We start from the raw sequence: 17,341 nt of genomic DNA, 5'->3' as shown, positions 1-17,341 counted from the left end.
TGTATAGTTGCTAGCTGATTGGTTTGGCCTGATTCACGTGGTGCAGTGGTCAAGCAGAGCCTGACCATCAAGGGGAACACTGGCAACTTTGACGCCCAGGGCATCGCTGAGACTTTCCAGGGTCCAGTCATCGAGCAGGGTATGACTGCCGCTGCGCAGAGCGTTTTCTGGTAGCAGCAGTAGATCACAGGGATCGTCGGCGAGCTGATTTTTTAGCTGAGCTAGGATATCAGTGCCAGTGACCAGGCCAGAGACGGTAATGGCTTCCCCAAAGAAGTGGTTGGTAATTGGGAAAACGGTCAGCGTCAGCCCGGGCACAGCGGCTGTGATGGCAGTCGCCAGTTCGTCCAGATACGTGGCCGCGGCAGTGCCGGTGATCAGCCCGATTTTTTTAGGCTGATTGCGGGTTTTTAGGGTTTTTAAATTAGCCAGGGCCTCAGTCAGAGACGTTTTAAAATCAGCCATCATCCCCACCCCGTTTTCAATCTGGGGAAAACCGTGATAATAATCACTGTCGGGAATTGGGCTCTGGGCCAGCAGGTAAAACTCATCGCTGGGATAGACAAAGCCATCACCATGCTGGGCTTCCATTTCACCATGAACAGCGTCGATCAGGGCCAGGGTTTGCCGGGCTTCATCCCGGGTAAAAAGCCGGAGCTCGGCGAGACCCTGACGGTGGTTGGACAGGCCCACTGGCACCACCGACACCGACTGCAGCACCGGGTAAAAGCGCTTTAGTTCATTAAGTGTCTTTTCCAGTTCGGGGCCGTCATTATAATCCGGTACCAGCACAATCTGACCATTCATCAAAATGCCATTTTCATAAAATGTTTCCAGGTAACGCATCACATCCCCGGCAAAACGGTTTTTAAGCATTTTAATCCGCAGTTCGGGATTAGTGGTATGAATCGACAGGTTCATCGGCATGATCCGGTAGCGGATAATCCGGTTTAGTTCATCCGGGGTCAGGTTGGTCATGGTGATGTAGTTGCCGGTTAAGAAGGACAGCCGCTCATCGTCGTCTTTGACATAAAGGCTTTCCCGCATGCCCTGCGGCAGCTGATCGATAAAGCAGAAAACGCAATTATTTTTGCAGGTTTTAGTGCCGATCATTGCTTCGGGAAAAACCACCCCCAGATCGTCCTCATATTCTTTTTCAATATCCAGCTCCCAGATCTCCCCATCCGGCTTTTCGATTTCCACCTCTAAGCAATCATCGGCAATCAGATAGCGGTAGTCGAGAATATCGGTGACCGGCATGCAGTTGATTGATAGCAGACAGTCCCCGGGGGTAACATCCATTTCGCTGAAAATGCTGTCTTTTTCAACAGCCTCTATAATAAACTTTTTCAATCGCTCTCTCTTTTTCTTTACAATTTAAAAACTGCCAGCAAAACCAGCCGGCAGTTCTCCTTACCTATTATATAATACTTTCACTGAAAAAAAAACCTCTTTAAGAATTTTTCGCAATTATTGGCCGATGGGACAGCGAACCATGCAAAGGCCGCAGACCGCTCCCCGGCCAATATGCTGATAGGCCTCCTTCATCTGCTGGCTGCAGGCAAAGGCATCGTAAAGCTGGTTACGGGCCATCCCCGGGGTCCACAGCTGCCCTTCGATGGCCTGGGCCGGACAGGCCGTGACACAGACCCGGCAGCTGCCACAGCCGCTTTCGGTCACCGGGTCGCCGACATTAAAAGGAGCATTGGTCAGGATAGTGGACAGCCGTACTCGGGGGCCGTAGCGCTGGTGGATAAACAAGGCACTGCGGCCGATCCAGCCCAGCCCCGCCAGCACGGCACCAGTTTTATGGGAGAAGGCGCCGGTAAACGAATCATTAGGATCGGCCACCGACTGGGACGCCGGAATCGCCACGCTTGGATAACCAAGGGCCTCCAGACTGAGCAGCAGCCGCAGGCTGATATCATCGAGCAGACGGTTGACACTGCGGTAATGGCTGAAATAGGTTTGGGTCGGCTCCTCCCCGATCTGATTTAAAATGCCATTGGACAGTTTGATAAGAATCGTGATGGCCCGGTTAAAGCCCATCCGTTTTTGCTCCGGTAGAATGGACAGATCAGAAAAGCCGACGGCCGTGGCACCCAGGGACTGCCCCAGGTGATTAATGGTGTGATTGAGGGCATCGGACTGATGACTGCAGATTTCTTTTTTCATTTTCTCCTCTTTTTTACACAGAAATAGGGAAATTCACCCATTGATGTGTTACAATAGCATTACAAAACAAAGGTGGTGATATTTATGCTCTTTAATTCTTCGCAACAGGCTGAAGATAAATTAATCATACTCTATGTCCTACAAAAAATCAAAACCGCGTTAACCCGGGAGCAGATTGCTCTGATCATTATTGAAAACCTGCAGATTGGTTATTTTGATATCCAACTCTACATTGACGATCTGATCAAGGACGATTTTCTTTCAACGCTGGAATATGACGGTAAATCAGTATTGAGCTTAACGCCCATGGGCAAGGATACGCTGACGGTTTTTCACGATAAAATCCCCACTTATATTGCCGAGATGATTGATCTTTACTTAAAGGAAAACCGGGCCAAGATTTTTAAAGAAGTAAAAATTACTGCCAACTACCAGAAATTGGGCGAAACCGACTATCTGGTGGAACTAAAACTTCAGGAAAACAATATGGTTTTAATGGAGATCGCCTTAAATGCCCCGACCCTGAAACTGGCGCTGGACATCTGTAATCGCTGGAAAGAAAATACCCAGGAGTTATATGCGTCGGTATTGAATCTATTAACCTGATTAATTTTATAGCAACACATTCAAAAAGTTGGCCACTGGGGTTTTAACCCGATAGCCAACCTTCGTCGTCGTTGCGTATAGTTATTTCTTATGGGTTCCGATGACATCACGTTTGATCCGATCTTCCACCCGACGGTTTAACCACATGATCGCTGTCTCAATATGTACCAAGGCCATCGCATTCTCAGTACACTCAAACTCCCCTTCCTGGAATAGCTTTAAGCGATCTCTGACAATCTCAAGCAAATCAGAATCAATGACGCCGACTTCCGATATGGGTTCGTTTCTGGCTCCTTTTTGAAACTTAATTCTTGCCAGCTCAACTGGATCATCGTCTTTAGTCCGAATAACATACTCGTTATAAGCATTGCCGACGCCCTTGTCAGCGACTCGATAAACCTCATTTAAATTGCCTTTGTACTGAACGGTTGTTATTTTCTCACCCATTTTGCTGCCTTCTTTCCACTCTAAGTTGTATTCACTCTAAGTTATATTTGATTATACCCCTTTATACCCAAAACCGAATCGCATATTCAGTTCTTTTGAGCATTGACGTTCTTAATAGTGCAACTTTTTAAACGCTTGACAAAAGCTCTTCTTCATAATATTATTGTAAAAGGGTTTTTTATATTTAAAAATAATTTATGTAGCGAGGGAGCTTCAAATATACTATAACACAGTGCGTATATTTTATGGAAGTTCTTTTTTTGGCTATTGACATTAGATTTGGAGGAAGAATAATTGATTAAACTTCAAGATGTGAATAAGTATTTTGGTGAACACCATGTGTTAAAAGATATTAATCTGGAGGTTGCAGAGGGTGAAAAATTAGTAATTATCGGACCGTCAGGTTCGGGCAAGAGTACCACCGTTCGTTGTATGAACTTTCTGGAAGCACCTACTTCCGGGCATGTTTTTATCGATGGTGAAGAACTTACGCAAAAAAATAAAATTCAACTGGTGCGACAAACATCGGCGATGGTATTTCAGAGTTTTAACTTGTATCCCCATAAAACCGTGCTGGAAAATCTGACCCTGGCACCGATCAAACTGCAAAAACTGTCCAAAGAAGAAGCCATCAAAAAAGCCCGTAAATATTTGGCGATTGTTGGCTTGAGTGAAAAAGAAAATGCTTATCCGGCAACCTTGTCCGGGGGACAACAACAGCGGGTCGCTATTGCCAGAGCCCTGGCAACTGAAAAAAAGATTATCCTTTTTGATGAACCAACATCAGCGCTGGATCCGGAAACAGTTCAGGAAGTGTTGGATGTCATGATCAAGTTATCAAAGGAAAACATCACCATGGTAGTGGTTACCCATGAAATGGGTTTTGCCCGGGTGGTTGCCGATCGGGTCATCTTTATGGACGATGGCCGGATTGTGGAAGAAGGAAAACCGGAACATTTCTTTGAAAACCCAACCGAGGAACGAACAAAACTCTTTCTCAGTAAGATTCTGCGTTAATTTCTAATGTCGCAAGCGATATTAGTTATTATATTTTATATTTAGGAGGAAAATGACTATGAAAAAGGTACTCTCTGCTCTGCTTGTTTTATGCCTGGTGTTTACCTTGGCAGCCTGTTCGTCGTCAACTGGTTCAAAGGACAATGCTACCACTGATGGTAGTTTGGACGCAGTTGTTAAAGCCGGTGTTTTACGTGTCGGTGTTAAAGAAGACGTTCCCAACTTTGGGCTGCGTAACACCACTACTGGTGAAATCGAAGGGTTTGAAATTGATCTTGTCAAGCTGTTGGCCAAAGCAATTCTCGGCGATGAAAATGCTTATGAATTAACACCGGTAACGGCTAAAACCCGTGGTCCATTACTTGACAATGGCGAAGTCGATCTTGTTATTGCAACCTTTACGATTACGGACGAACGAAAATTAACTTACAACTTCTCGACCCCGTATTATGAAGATGCGGTTGGTCTGCTCGTTAAAAAAGATGCCGGATTCAAAGGTTTAGCTGACATGAATGGCAAAGTAATTGGTGTTGCTCAAAGTGCGACCTCCAAAGATGCTGTTCAAAAAGTTGCCGATGAAAAAGGGATTACGGTATCATTCTCAGAATATGCGACTTATCCAGAGATCAAGGCAGCTTTAGACTCTGGACGCGTTGATGCTTTCTGTGTCGATGGTTCAATTCTTGGTGGCTATGTTGACGATACGACCATGATCTTGCCAGACCGCTTCTCACCGCAACAATATGGTGTTACCTCAAAACTTGATAACATAGCTCTGACTGAAGCAGTTGACGGCTATATCAACGGATGGTTAGAAGATGGCACCATTGAAGGCCTGATCACGAAATGGGGACTTAATTATTAATGAATAGTTCTAATCCTTTTGCCTTATGGCGTTGGGAGAAGATGTTTGGAGAATGGCAAATGTTTGGCGAAGGGTTTCTGCGAACCATTGAGGTCGCAGCCCTCGCCTTGATACTTGCTCTTGTTCTGGGTATTATCTTTGGCGTTATCTCAACTTCAAACAATAAAGTAATGCGTGGGATCGCAAGGATTTATGTTGAGTTCTTTCAAAACACTCCCCTGGTTATTCAGGTTTTCTTTTTGTATAATGGTCTGGCCATTGCGGGACTGCGGCTAAGTGTGTTTGTAATTGGGGTTCTAGGCATAGGGGTTTATCATGGTGCTTATGTTTCCGAAGTTGTTAAGACGGGAATTACTTCCATTCCGGAGGGACAAGTCGAAGCGGCCAAGTCCCAGGGTTTTACTTATATTCAGTATATGCGCTATATTATTCTACCCCAAACAATTAAGATTATTCTGCCACCGCTTACCAATCAGGCCGTCAACCTGATTAAAAACACTTCCGTTCTGGCGATGATTTCTGGTTTTGATCTGATGTATATGGCTGATTCATGGGCATCATCCAGTCTTGATTATGGGCCATCTTATGTTTTTGCCGGTCTCTTGTATTTTATGCTCTGTTTCCCATTGGCAACCTGGGCAAGAAAATATGAAGAACGTCTCAAACGCAATGACACGACCCGTACTCTCTATGATCCATGTGAGGAGGCCGTAACATGTTAGACGTTTTTAAAAATGTATTTACGCCTTCAAATGTTGAATTCTTAGCCAAAGGCATGGCGTTAACCATAGCGATTTCAGTATCGGTTGTTATTATCTCGATTATTTTTGGAACCATACTGGCTTTGCTGCGAACGTATGAAAAGCGCTTTTTGGGCAAATTGGCTGGCTTCTATATTGAAATGTTTCGAAATACACCCTTACTGCTCTGGATTCTGGTGTGTTGCTTTATGATTCCCTATGGCACCATTGTCATTCGTGGCGGATTAGCTTTGACTTTATACACTTCAGCGGTTATTGCAGAAATTGTCCGTGGCGGTTTAAACTCAATCGCCGAGGGCCAGTTTGAAGCCGCTACATCTCAGGGGTTTACGCTGATCCAAACATTAATCTACATCGTTTTGCCCCAATGTTTTAAAAGTATTGTGCCTTCCCTGCTTTCGCAGGTCATTACAACTGTTAAAGATACCTCTTTCTTGCAGGTTGTTGCAATTCCCGAGTATACTCGCAGCGGATTTGTGGTTATGGGACGCTATACGACGACACCTGAAGTTTTTATGATCTTTGCGGTGTTGGCAGTTGGTTATTTTGTGATTTGTTTCAGCCTGTCGTGTGTGGTTCGCAGCTATCAGAAAAGAACACAAATCGCCAGATAATGAAACAATTCCAGATAATAATGAATGAGTTAAAACGTAAACAAAGTCATGGATTGATTTTAATCCATGACTTTGTTTTAATTACGGCATCGTTATTAACCAGGATCGGTGCTTAGTGGTTTTCTATATTTGGGTCGCTGCGCCAGGTTGGTGCATGCCAATGACTAAACCATTTAACCTTAACTGCTGGAGTGATTTTTCTTTTTGGCGGCCAAGGGCTTTATTTGAAGAGCTTTACCGTTCCCACATCATTTAAATGTTTCAGTAGTGACAGGGCAATGGGAAAACCAAACAGGCCCAGAACCCCCAGTAAATTAACACCGATAAACATGCTCATTAAGGCCACCACCGGGTGCAGGCCCAATTGACCGCCGACGATTTTAGGCTCTAAAATATTGCGGATGACTGTCACAAAAACATAAACCAGGATCAAGCCCAGCGCCGTCTGATAGTTACCCTGAAGCAGGGTGATCACCGACCAGGGGATCATTATCCCACCGGTTCCCAGCACGGGTAAAATATCGAAGATGGCAATAAAAAAGGCAATCAGAATGGGGTTGTCAATCCCGACAATTGAAAGTCCAATGGAGAGTTCAACAAAGGTAATTGACATAATCAGGGCATAGGACCGGATCACCACAAAGAGGGTATTGACGATGTAATTTTTAATAGTCTGGAAAATCTCATTGGCTTTCTCGGAAAACTGCCGGAAAACAAAGGCTGACAGCATTTCGTAATCAACCGCCATGAAAAAGGTGGCAATGACCATCAAGAGCATTTTGATTAAAAAAGCCGGCAGCGACCCGGCCAGGTCTGATAAGAAGGCCACAAAGGCCAAGGAGATACTGGTGACATTATCCCCCAGGGAATTGACCAGCTGTTCCGATGCCGCATTCAAGACGTCAACCAGGGCCGCATCAATCAGAAAGACGGTTTGTTCTATCCCGTCAAAAGTGGTCAGCAGAAAGGGTCTGAGCTGATACTCGTAGATATCGGGTAAGGCACTGATGGTTTGCGTCAGGGTTGAGATTAATTTAACTCCCACCAGGGCAACCAGAATCCCGGCACCACCGTAAAACACCAGAACCAGAACAAACGATACCAGTTTGTTTGGCAACCGGGTCCATTCCGAAATTGCTTTGGCCGGGCCTTTAAGCAGATATGCAATCAGGAAAGCCAGGATAAAAGGGCTTAGTAACGAAATTGCATACTCAAAAATGAGATACACAATCGCCACCACTAAAAGAATGTAGACAGCATTGATGATAAACTGTCTTTTTTTGTCATAAGGGGATTCCATTTATTCCTCCAATTTTTATTTGTGATCGGTAATTGCGAAATTGCACTGATAGTAATCATTGTTCAACTTAATTCACTTCGCATTGATCGATTATATGTGAACACCAGACGGGGTTCGATCGATAACAAAACCGTTTCTCAGATAAGCTGAAAAACGGTTTATAAAGACATGATTTTTCTTCAAATTTATAATACTAAAAAAGACCACAAAAAACAGCACTTAAAATACTGCGTCGAGGTCTGCGATGGTAGAATTAGCGACTTAATCGTACTCAACACGGTTTTAATTTGGGGCGCCAGGTTAATTCTTAATCCTAGGCGTCTCGTCAGGTTCATCATTCACTTAATGATCACTCCTTTTTTTATTATTGTTGTAATTTTACCGCATCTGATTGTAAAGATCAATGAATAAATCAAGATTAACATCATTTACAAAAACGGTATGGCCGCACTGGTCTGATTGACCCAAGCCACGGAAAAGTCCAGGGAAATGGGCTGGCCACAGTGCTGATATTCAGCCATTGACAAATATTTCTATTTAATATATATTTTAATCCAATAAGTAGAAAAAAGCGTCGTTTGTTGTCAATTATATTAATTAAAATCAAATATTTGCAATTGCAAAGTGAAAATGGTGGTTAGCTATGAATAACGAAATAATCGAGTTTATCAAGGAAACTGAAAAAAAGATTACCCCGGACGGAATTGCGATGACTTTTAACAACGCTCAAAAACTGATGAAACTACCTAAATTCATCCAAAATTTCATTATTAAACAAAATACCAAAAATAATCAATACATGGGCTTTGTGGTTGAACCCTACAGTTTGTTTTTAGCCTATGAGATTACTCCAGAACAGGTTAAAGAATACATCCCCGATAACTATGAGCTCGTACCGATTTCGATATTTGATCACTCTGATAAAAGCATTGCGCAATCATCGGGTGTTTTAATGTTCATACGAGTGTTTTTTGGGGTTCGCGATATGAGCTGTATGTGATTGCCCGGAACAAAACGACCAATTTAATTTCCTGGGTGATCTGTGACTACGAATCCAATACCTTTCACTATGATCCGGGCCAAGGTTTTCTCCCCTCCACCTTACAGAAATCGGTTTTTACAACCACCTATAATGGCAAGCTGATTTGTGATATTGAAGGTCAGGATAGCCCCACCAGAATGGATTTGATCATTGATATCAATCAGTATAATTGCGTTTTCTTGAATCAGCGCTTATGGATTGAAGGTAATTTATCAATTGATTATGCCGGAGAGCTTGACAACAACGGCAATGATCCCTTCGGACTCATCTTTGATCCGATGGAAATGAAGTGTGCCCAACATATTGAAGTCGATCAAATCGAGATCAGGCAACTTGATTTTGGCTTCATCAATTCTCAGATGAAACCCTTTGAAGCATGCTGTTTTCCGTTTGCCCAGCATTATATGACAACCATCTTTCCCCAGGGACATCTGATGAAGGACGAAAATGACCTGTATGCCAAAATCAGCGAGATTGTCAATCAATAGAGTCCCGATTGACCGGCATTCGTGGCAGCAGGCACTCGTATAGGGGAATCTGATGTTGTCGCATTGGTTGCGGCCGCCTTCGGCACCAGTGAAAGGCCCCGTTTTTGAGATGGGGTTTCAAGGGGGCGGTCCGGCAGGGTTGATTGGATCAGGCCGTTTTTTAGTGTTCATAAAATACCACCTGATTACCACCGGCTTTTTTGGCCGCATATAGGGCCTCGTCCGCCTTCTGATAAAGCGTTTCAAAATGGTGGTCCGGCAAGGTCTGATCGGTTATGGCACCGATGCTGACGGTGACCCTTTCATGGAGCACATCGGCGGTTTCTTTTTGAACCTGCTTAAGAATCTGCCGGATGATGGCCTGGGTCTGTTCTTTGCCACAGCCCAAAAGGGTCAGGCTGAACTCATCTCCGCCAATCCGGCCGACCAGATCGTCTTTGCGGATACACTGCTTGATGGCATCCACCACTTTTAAGAGGACAACATCCCCAACTGGATGGCCATACTGGTCATTGACGGCCTTAAATTTATCAATATCGATAATCAATAAGGAAACCGGGTCGGCGACTGACGCATTGACGTAATCAATGTAGGCCTGTTTGTTAAGCACCTGAATATGCCGATCCATCTCGGCCTGTCGTTTCAGGGACTGGCGCTCGAGCCGGGAGCTGGTTACGTTGCGGATCACCGAGACACTGCCGGAATAATGGTGTCGGTCGTTGATAAAGTGATGCAGATCAATTTCGTAGTAGTGTTTGGCTCCATCAAGGGTGTCCAGCTCCAGTTCAACGCTGCCGTTTTTTCTTTGCGTTAAGCCCTCCTGCCATAATGATTGGCTGTGAAGAAAGGCCGAGTATTTGGTGAAATCACGGTTTGTCAGCTTGTTGCCGGATGCTTTGTCAGGGCTTTGGGCCGCTTCTGGTTCGGTAAAATGCTGGAAGAATGCAGCAGCTGACGGATTCACCTCCACAATCTCCCCGGCGGCGGATAAAACCACGATCCCATCTGGCAGGGAATTGATGATCCAATCCTTGGCCAAGGGGGCAATCTTTAAAAAATCGTGGCGATAGACACTATAGGCGATAAACAGATTGGGAATCAAAAAGATCACCGACATCGGAAAAGTTTCGGCGGTTCCGACCATCAGGTAGTTTTTGATAAGTAACAGTGTCAGGGCCAGAATAAAGCCGATCAGAATATAGAGAACCTGCTTCTGACCGCTTCTGAAAATACGGATTTGAAACAGTATCAGAATAATGATCGAAAACAGCATCAGGGCGAAACGCAACAGCACAAACATATTGCCCCAGAATGCCGGCTCCACATACAGGCTCCAGTGACCGTTTATTTCAACCAATTCCACGGTTTTGCGGATCAGATGATGCAGTGGATTGGTGAAGGTCAAAACAATTCCGGTCAGGCTGATTGCTGCTGCCAGCCACACCGTATATTTGAGATATTTGTTTTTGTTTTCAGTATATTCAATGACAAACCAGAGATTGGCAATGGGGATGAAGGCCATCCCGATTTGAATAAAATTCCGCCAGAATACCTTGGCCTCATAGCTTTGAGCAAACAATTCAATGGTGGAACCGGCCACCCAGGACAACAGCAGCACCATCGTACATAAAAATGGTAGCCCGCCCTTGTCCCGACGATGCCGGTAACTGACATAAACTAAAAATAAGGTTACCATCAGGGTGGTGATATTTATGATTAAGACCGTTTCTTTCATCTGTCCCCGTTTCTTTCTGCTGTTGCCAGTCTTTGGCGATGATGTTGGGATGGGTAAATTTTAAGTTTCATGTTCCTAGTTTTCAGGCGAGGTGTTCGATCAGCTGGATTTTCAGACCATTGGGATCGAGGATAAAGAAAAAGCGGATGTACGGGGCAGGCTGAAACGGGCCACTGTGAATGGCAATGCCTTTTTCCGTTAGCGTCGCCATACTTTGATCAACTGACGCCACCGAAAAGCCCAAAGAAATGCTCTGGCCCATATCAAAGCTGGTGACGGCTTGGTTACAGACCAGCTCCAGCTTGGTTTCGCCGTCGCCTAAAAAGGCCAGCTCCATCTGGGGGCCAGCCGGTCGGCGGTCCAGCAGTGTCAGTCCCAGCACTTCGGTATAAAAGTTTAAGGATTCGTCCATATTTTTGACGGTAAGGGTTACCCATGATAGGTTCATAATGTTCTCCTTTTGTTTTAGCGTAATGGATAGTTTATCATAATGTTACCAGCGGCGCTGCGCTCTTTTGAAAAATAGTCAATGTGATAGGTAATGATGGGGATCTTTAGCAGTTCCAGCCAGCCATTATAAATGCCATCGATAAAGGCCGGACGCCACTCGGAGCGGCGTGTTATCAGTGGACAGCCATGAATCTGCTCTTTTTCTATTACCAGTGAGAAGACCCCGTTTTCGAGATGGGGTTCAAAGGGATAGGTCCGGCATTGAATGGGCCGATAGTCCCGCAGGCAACCACTCTCCAGATGGCAATAGACATAATACATTTTTTTAATTTTAGGGGGCATCTTGTAGTGCTGTTGGCTGTGCAGCTCGTAATCGGTTGCGACTGTCGCTTGCATGTATTCATATTCGAGCGGTAATAAATACATGCCCAGTTGCTTTCCGTCGTCATCATGTCGGCGGCAACAATGATAGTCACACGATTTCCCACAATTACCGGCGATGATCGCCTCATCCATCAGAGCATAGGCTTTTGTAAAAATGGCCTGGTAGTCGGCTCGTAGTGATTTTTTATTTTTATTTGTCATGGGTGGCTCCAATCGTTTAAATCCATCAATCGTTTCATTGTATCGTCCTGGCAAAAAGCGATTTGCTACCAGGTACTGTTTTTGGGGCGATTGCTACTGCCCTATTTTACTTGCCGGTGTCGGTCGGCCATGTCCGTAGTAAATGGTTTTTGCCGGCAGCTGCTGAACCGCCTGAATACTCTTTTGCAAGGCGGCGTGATCCTCCCATAAATATGCCGGTTGGGGGCTTAGCATATTCATAAAGATGTCGCCAATAAATAATTCGCCGCTGGGAAAGGTGAGCACCATGGAGCCCCGGGTATGTCCCGGCAGCGGATGGATGGTTTCGCCAAAACCCAGCCGGTTGGTTTGGGGCCCGGTGATGAGCAGATCCGGCGTGAAGCGTTGGGGCGGATTCCGTTTCATGGTGCCCTTCCCCAGCCATGTAATCATTCTGCCGATTGGATGGCTGGACAGCATCGGCTGCGACAAAGGATTGTCAATCATATTGGCGTCGTTTTGATGGATGACAATGGGAATGCCATATTTTTTCTGAAAGAAAGCCGCACTGCCGATATGATCGCTATGGCCATGAGTCAGCACCAGATAACGGATATTTTCCATGACAATCTGGTGCCGAGCCAGGTTTTTTTCGATTTTATCCCCCATTCCCGGGGCACCGGCGTCAATCATCAGGTGGTGTTCCCCCTGAGAGATCAGGTAACAATTGGAACCGGCTGAGATGGTGATGATGTTCATTGGTTATTCTCCTTTCGCGTTATGATTAATAGGTAATGATTAATCATCGTAACGATCCACCAGTTTACCGGTGTTGTCATATAACTCCGCCGGGTCACTTTTGCTGTTGCTCCAGGTCCCGCCGCCATCGAGCCAATGAAAATCGATACCGGAATTGGTGGCAGAATCCCCAACCTTCACCTCGGCACCAGCTGCTAAACTAAAGGCCGGAAAGGTAAAGGTCTGGTTCCCGGTAACGGATACGATTTTCCAGCCGGTTAGGTCAACCGGATTGGTACCGTCATTTTTAATGACGATGTATTCGGCCTTTTTATCACGGGCGCTAATGCTGACGCCGCTACCGGCTCCCCCATTTTGCGACGTGAGGCCCAGTCCCTGATTGACGTCATCGGGATTGACATTGTCAAATTCATCATGGATGACATTGCCCTTTAGGGTATAGGTATAACTGTAGTGACTGGGGATCTGGGTGGTGGTCGACGGATAGGTGATCACTGCAGTAAAATCACTGCAGCCACCGGCATCACGAATGACCTTTTCCATATAGGCCTGATCACCATCCCGATTCAGGGTGCTATCCTGGGGAGTGATGTTATAGGCATTGGACACCCCGCCGAGGGAATCGGCAATGACATGGCCCTCATCGAGGGTGGGGCTTTCGGTACCGGGAACCTTGGCCTCATCGGGATAATAGCGGCCCGTGTCCAAAACCGGTTCCTTATCATCATCCTGTAAAATGATTTCTTTTGCCGTCACCTTGACCAATTGGCCATATTCATTGGTAAAAGCATAATACTCACGATCGCCAAAACCAATATCTACCACCACATTGGGCAGCCGCTGGCCCGACAGGTCGCCACCATCGACTTCAATCCAGGTATAACCTTCAAAATCTGGCCGATTGGAGTTATTTAGGGTGCTACAACCGGAAAAGATAAATATCGACAGCAGCACCAGGGTCAGCAGCACCGTTGATTTCCCGGGTAGGTGTTTTTTAATTTGAGACATGTTAATTTCCCCTTTTTGGATCTTTTTTTAAACGTATTGGTATTTAATTGAATCACTTGAGGGCGGTGGCCTTTTATCCGAAGGAATCAGGCACGGTTCCCCATAAGCTTTGTTAGGGTTAATTATACACATTTACTGACATCTTTAACAGGAATAATTTGTTCAGTATTCAACAGCAAATGGCCTGACAGTTCATTCACATTAATATTTTATTGATATCTATCCCGTGCGCTCCGATCTTTTAACTAAAAATATTTTTCATTGCGCATGTGCCTGGTTAAATCATTGTCTGGGCGAAGTTAAGTGAGGTTGGAACCGTTAATTTTGACCGCTGGGTGGTTTTATTGCCGGAAATCCATGTGCAAAGGCTGTTTATACATCACATATCTGCATTAATCGATCGAGTTCGGCCAGGGTTTGCTCCTTTGGTAATATATATTTGCTTTTTATTAGACTGGTAAAAAAGTCATCAAAGGCGGCAACTACGCTGGGCTCATAAATCTCAAAGGCTTTAAAAACCAGCTGATTATCTTTGCGGTAGTGCAGAATCACACGAATCAGATTCTGCTCATTGGAAAATTCGGTGGAGCCATTCATAAAGATCTGCTCCTCATCGATGGCATAATAGGAGCGGCGATTGTTGGCCAAATCATCCCGAACCAACCTGAGCAGGTATAAGCGATCAGCGGGTTTGACAACATTATAGACTTCATCTGGGAAGTTCAAGCGTCCATCTTTCATAAACTGTTCAAGGTTTTTTAACGAAAACACATTGATGATGTTTGGGTTTTCCCGTTGAATATTGCCATAATGATTGACTGCCATCTCTAGCAGCGTTTGATAATAGGGAAAATCTTTATTCATATTTGCTTCCAGCAGTTCCCGGTCAATGTAGTAGGCAAAACAGGGCAAGGGCTCGACCACATGCTTTAACTGGCGGATCTGTTCCATGGTATAGACCTCAAACAAATCAGTGCTTTCTTCAATAAAGGTCTGGGATCTGGCAACCAGGCGCTCAAACTCGGTGCGATACAGATCAAAAATGGCCGCATCCTGATATAATACCGCCTGACTGAAATCAGTTGAAATGGTAATGACCCGATCGGAAGTCAGGATAAAATACGGAAACAGGGCTGTTACTGGCATACTGACTGAAGTTTCTGGTGAAAAATAATAGTAACAGGAACGGTAGTTGATATTTTCCAGTAGCGACAGGGCGATCAAGTGACGAAGGGCCGCCACCGCCTGCCCCGGTTCGTCGGTCGCTGACTGTTGACGGAACCCCAACACATCCGCAAGGTTCAGTTTTTTCTTGTTGCCCATCATCTGTTGGAAAATGTAGTCGTACACCTTGCTTTCGGTATGGGGAATGCACAGTTTCAGCTCTGGTTGGGTGGCGGAAAAAAGTTCCTGATCGATGCTGTTTTCAATCAGATTTAAAACCGCCATTGGATCGGAGTAGACCTCAAGCGGCTCGGCAGACTGCTTATTGTCGAGTGGGCTGACTTTCAGATCGATCTCTTTTGAGAAGGGAATCTTATATTCGGTGAGTTCAGAAATCATTTCAATCAGATCAAAAATCTGGCGACGACTGTAAGAGACTGTCTCCCCGACCCGGGCGATTTCCAGCAGTTGGGCGAGTTCATCCTGTTCAATCGGGGAAAGCCGCAAAGCCCGGCTCAGATTGCAGAAAAACTCCGGGGTCGGCAGGCGCTCGCCGGATTTAATCCGTTGCAGGGTGGTGCGGTTGATGCCGCCAATTGCGGCCAGAGACGCAACGGTTTCACCACTATCAATAATCAGTTCTTCTATTCTTTTGCTAAATAAGGTCATATGTCCTCCTGAAATTTTGATGTAAAATGATGCTTATATAAACTGGTGTCAGGTACATAAGGTGTTCCATAAGGTGTTCTTAAATTAAGTGTGCCTTTATAGATTTATTTTTAGGTTTTATTTATCCTAGAATTGTAGTACAATGGAAACGAACCAGGAGGTAATAACATGCAAATTAATACCAAAAATTTGGTTTCCATTACCGAAGCCAACCAGAATTTTTCGAAGGTTGCCCGTCTTGTGGATGAAAACGGCGCTGCTTTCATTCTAAAAAACAATACCCCCCGCTATGTTCTGATTGAGTTCAGCCAGTTTCAGGAAGAGTCCGCACTTGTCGATGACGCCGTTGACGCCATTGCCAAACGAATTCTAAAAAAACATCAGGCCGCCTTTGAGGAATTGGCCAAATGAAACGGTTGTCCTGTCAGCAGGTGCTGCGCCTTCACACCATGCTGATTAACGAAACCGGGGGCAGTGATGGCCTCCGGGATGAAGGGTTACTGGATTCTGCGCTAAATGCACCCTTTCAGAGTTTCGGGGGCGAAGATTTGTACAAAACGGTTCCCGCGAAAGCCGCACGACTGGGGTTTTCGCTGATTAATAACCATGCATTTATCGATGGCAATAAACGAATCGGCATTCTGGTTATGCTGACATTTCTGGAAATGAACGGCTTTCTGCCTGATTGTACAGATGATGAACTGATCCAGTTGGGTATCGGTCTGGCCGCTGGACACATTGATGATCGGCAACTGCTTGACTGGATTATTGATCATGTCTGACACCATCCAGTGGAACTTGTTTTAAAGTGCACAAAACCTCCGTCCCTTTGTGTTGACGGTCACTTATCCCTCAGATTTTTTTAACCGCTCTAAGGCATCCTTTGAAATCCTAATAATTTCTTTTCCATGAATATGAGCAATATAATTTTGATATTGCTTTTGATTTCTCGGATTTTCATCTTCTGTTATAGCATCCCAATTAAATGTAATTTTCTCTATAATTAACGGAAACTCGATTGGAAATGAAAAGCCTCCCGTTCTCTGGTAAACTTTTAAAACAGACGGATCGTGCTTTAGTTTATTATTAGCATATCTCAGCCCACTGAAAAATTGTTTGTCATTACAATCAATTAGTATTTCCTCATTTTTTTCGAGACGTTCGTAATAGTCAAACAGACAATGCAGAAAATTAACAACACGAAAGTTTACTTCTTTTTTTAGCTCTTCATTATTTAAATCTTCTTCTGCAATTCGTATCACAGCTATCATTTCTTCATAACTTTTTCTCAAAGCATATTCAAACATTCTATCACCTTACCATCTATAATTACCAAGCAGTTCTGAACGACTGAATTAAGCAAGTCCATAATTTTATCTTTGCACGTATTTCACCTACTAGATGCATTCTGCATATCTCAGAAAAACAGTCAGAAAAACGAAAAGTTTCCTGAAGTTTTGCGTTAAGGATGCACAAAACCTTTTTCGGAAAACCTCTAACCATAAACTTTTCATAGGTTTCTTTAGAGATAAAATAAGCTTTTGAATAGTCAATATAGCCATCTTTAACTGACTTTGCACTTAGTGTCTTAATACCTGCTTCTGATTTTTCTGGAGTTTTCCCTCGGTAATCGATTATTTCTTCGAGAGCATTCTCCATCGTATCTACCTTCCAATA

21 protein-coding genes are annotated in these 17,341 nt (G+C 44.6%); 9 read left to right on the top strand and 12 right to left on the bottom strand.

What is annotated here, in order from left to right; genetic code table 11:
- Nucleotides 1-33: 33 nt before the first annotated feature.
- On the bottom strand, nt 34-1,353 hold the full coding sequence (locus ACWI_RS10510; protein ID WP_070371399.1) for a DUF512 domain-containing protein: 1,320 nt from the start codon (nt 1,351-1,353) through the stop codon (nt 34-36).
- A 117-nt stretch (nt 1,354-1,470) separates the two neighbouring features.
- The gene (locus ACWI_RS10505; RefSeq protein WP_139142353.1) at nt 1,471-2,175 is read right to left on the bottom strand and encodes a 4Fe-4S double cluster binding domain-containing protein; all 705 of its coding nucleotides are present in this window, start codon (nt 2,173-2,175) and stop codon (nt 1,471-1,473) included.
- An 84-nt stretch (nt 2,176-2,259) separates the two neighbouring features.
- On the opposite strand from ACWI_RS10505, the gene ACWI_RS10500 reads away from it, so the two are divergent.
- Entirely contained in the window at nt 2,260-2,781 is a 522-nt protein-coding gene (locus tag ACWI_RS10500; protein ID WP_070371398.1) for a DUF4364 family protein, read from the top strand.
- 81 nt (nt 2,782-2,862) lie between these two features.
- Here ACWI_RS10500 and ACWI_RS10495 read toward each other — a convergent pair whose 3' ends face one another.
- Complete coding sequence (locus ACWI_RS10495; protein WP_070371397.1) at nt 2,863-3,228, bottom strand: Acb2/Tad1 domain-containing protein; 366 nt, start codon at nt 3,226-3,228, stop codon at nt 2,863-2,865.
- A gap of 294 nt (nt 3,229-3,522) precedes the next feature.
- Here ACWI_RS10495 and ACWI_RS10490 point away from each other — a divergent pair, with 294 nt between their 5' ends.
- The 4 genes from ACWI_RS10490 to ACWI_RS10475 are packed head-to-tail and all read left to right on the top strand — an operon-like array spanning nt 3,523 to nt 6,485.
- On the top strand, nt 3,523-4,245 hold the full coding sequence (locus tag ACWI_RS10490) for an amino acid ABC transporter ATP-binding protein (RefSeq protein ID WP_070371396.1): 723 nt from the start codon (nt 3,523-3,525) through the stop codon (nt 4,243-4,245).
- 52 nt (nt 4,246-4,297) lie between these two features.
- A complete protein-coding gene (locus ACWI_RS10485; protein WP_070371395.1) occupies nt 4,298-5,110 on the top strand; it encodes a transporter substrate-binding domain-containing protein in 813 nt (270 codons plus the stop codon).
- The gene (locus ACWI_RS10480; RefSeq protein ID WP_070371394.1) at nt 5,110-5,832 is read left to right on the top strand and encodes an amino acid ABC transporter permease; all 723 of its coding nucleotides are present in this window, start codon (nt 5,110-5,112) and stop codon (nt 5,830-5,832) included. The genes ACWI_RS10485 and ACWI_RS10480 overlap by 1 nt, the downstream gene beginning before the upstream one ends.
- Nucleotides 5,826-6,485 (top strand): amino acid ABC transporter permease, encoded by a 660-nt coding sequence (locus tag ACWI_RS10475; protein WP_070371393.1) that lies wholly within the window; start codon nt 5,826-5,828, stop codon nt 6,483-6,485. Before ACWI_RS10480 ends, ACWI_RS10475 begins: the two co-directional genes overlap by 7 nt.
- Before the next feature lie 220 nt (nt 6,486-6,705).
- Here ACWI_RS10475 and ytvI read toward each other — a convergent pair whose 3' ends face one another.
- The gene (ytvI, locus tag ACWI_RS10470; RefSeq protein WP_070371392.1) at nt 6,706-7,785 is read right to left on the bottom strand and encodes a sporulation integral membrane protein YtvI; all 1,080 of its coding nucleotides are present in this window, start codon (nt 7,783-7,785) and stop codon (nt 6,706-6,708) included.
- 643 nt (nt 7,786-8,428) lie between these two features.
- On the opposite strand from ytvI, the gene ACWI_RS10465 reads away from it, so the two are divergent.
- Both ACWI_RS10465 and ACWI_RS10460 read left to right on the top strand, forming a co-directional pair.
- On the top strand, nt 8,429-8,785 hold the full coding sequence (locus tag ACWI_RS10465; protein WP_070371391.1) for a hypothetical protein: 357 nt from the start codon (nt 8,429-8,431) through the stop codon (nt 8,783-8,785).
- On the top strand, nt 8,782-9,315 hold the full coding sequence (locus ACWI_RS10460; RefSeq protein WP_070371390.1) for a hypothetical protein: 534 nt from the start codon (nt 8,782-8,784) through the stop codon (nt 9,313-9,315). Before ACWI_RS10465 ends, ACWI_RS10460 begins: the two co-directional genes overlap by 4 nt.
- A 160-nt stretch (nt 9,316-9,475) precedes the next feature.
- On the opposite strand, the gene ACWI_RS10455 is transcribed toward ACWI_RS10460, so the two are convergent.
- The 6 genes from ACWI_RS10455 to ACWI_RS10430 form a co-directional block, all read right to left on the bottom strand.
- Entirely contained in the window at nt 9,476-11,050 is a 1,575-nt protein-coding gene (locus tag ACWI_RS10455; protein ID WP_070371389.1) for a diguanylate cyclase domain-containing protein, read from the bottom strand.
- Nucleotides 11,051-11,132: 82 nt separating this feature from the next.
- Entirely contained in the window at nt 11,133-11,498 is a 366-nt protein-coding gene (locus ACWI_RS10450; RefSeq protein WP_070371388.1) for a VOC family protein, read from the bottom strand.
- A 17-nt stretch (nt 11,499-11,515) separates the two neighbouring features.
- Nucleotides 11,516-12,085 (bottom strand): hypothetical protein, encoded by a 570-nt coding sequence (locus tag ACWI_RS10445; RefSeq protein WP_070371387.1) that lies wholly within the window; start codon nt 12,083-12,085, stop codon nt 11,516-11,518.
- Nucleotides 12,086-12,178: 93 nt separating this feature from the next.
- Nucleotides 12,179-12,823, bottom strand: a complete 645-nt coding sequence (locus ACWI_RS10440) for an MBL fold metallo-hydrolase (RefSeq protein ID WP_070371386.1) — start codon at nt 12,821-12,823, stop codon at nt 12,179-12,181.
- 39 nt (nt 12,824-12,862) lie between these two features.
- The gene (locus ACWI_RS18525; RefSeq protein ID WP_084633629.1) at nt 12,863-13,831 is read right to left on the bottom strand and encodes a lamin tail domain-containing protein; all 969 of its coding nucleotides are present in this window, start codon (nt 13,829-13,831) and stop codon (nt 12,863-12,865) included.
- A 372-nt stretch (nt 13,832-14,203) separates the two neighbouring features.
- Nucleotides 14,204-15,664, bottom strand: a complete 1,461-nt coding sequence (locus tag ACWI_RS10430) for a helix-turn-helix domain-containing protein (RefSeq protein WP_070371385.1) — start codon at nt 15,662-15,664, stop codon at nt 14,204-14,206.
- Between the two features lie 168 nt (nt 15,665-15,832).
- Here ACWI_RS10430 and ACWI_RS10425 point away from each other — a divergent pair, with 168 nt between their 5' ends.
- On the top strand, nt 15,833-16,075 hold the full coding sequence (locus ACWI_RS10425) for a type II toxin-antitoxin system Phd/YefM family antitoxin (RefSeq protein WP_070371384.1): 243 nt from the start codon (nt 15,833-15,835) through the stop codon (nt 16,073-16,075).
- Nucleotides 16,072-16,446: a type II toxin-antitoxin system death-on-curing family toxin gene (locus ACWI_RS10420; RefSeq protein ID WP_070371383.1), complete on the top strand. Its 375-nt coding sequence runs from the start codon at nt 16,072-16,074 to the stop codon at nt 16,444-16,446. Before ACWI_RS10425 ends, ACWI_RS10420 begins: the two co-directional genes overlap by 4 nt.
- 63 nt (nt 16,447-16,509) lie before the next feature.
- On the opposite strand, the gene ACWI_RS10415 is transcribed toward ACWI_RS10420, so the two are convergent.
- Together ACWI_RS10415 and ACWI_RS19030 are read right to left on the bottom strand one after the other, a co-directional pair.
- Nucleotides 16,510-16,971 (bottom strand): hypothetical protein, encoded by a 462-nt coding sequence (locus ACWI_RS10415; protein ID WP_070371382.1) that lies wholly within the window; start codon nt 16,969-16,971, stop codon nt 16,510-16,512.
- Between the two features lie 22 nt (nt 16,972-16,993).
- Nucleotides 16,994-17,323 carry a restriction endonuclease subunit S domain-containing protein gene (locus ACWI_RS19030; protein WP_175440937.1) on the bottom strand — a complete coding sequence of 110 codons (330 nt, stop codon included), beginning with the start codon at nt 17,321-17,323 and terminating at the stop codon, nt 16,994-16,996.
- Between the last annotated feature and the right edge of the window lie 18 nt (nt 17,324-17,341).

The sequence above is a fragment of the Acetobacterium wieringae genome (assembly GCF_001766835.1).
Classification (GTDB): Bacteria; Bacillota; Clostridia; order Eubacteriales; family Eubacteriaceae; genus Acetobacterium; species Acetobacterium wieringae.
The sequence above is the reverse complement of the archived record's forward strand: the minus strand, read 5'-3'. Positions and strand labels throughout refer to the sequence as shown.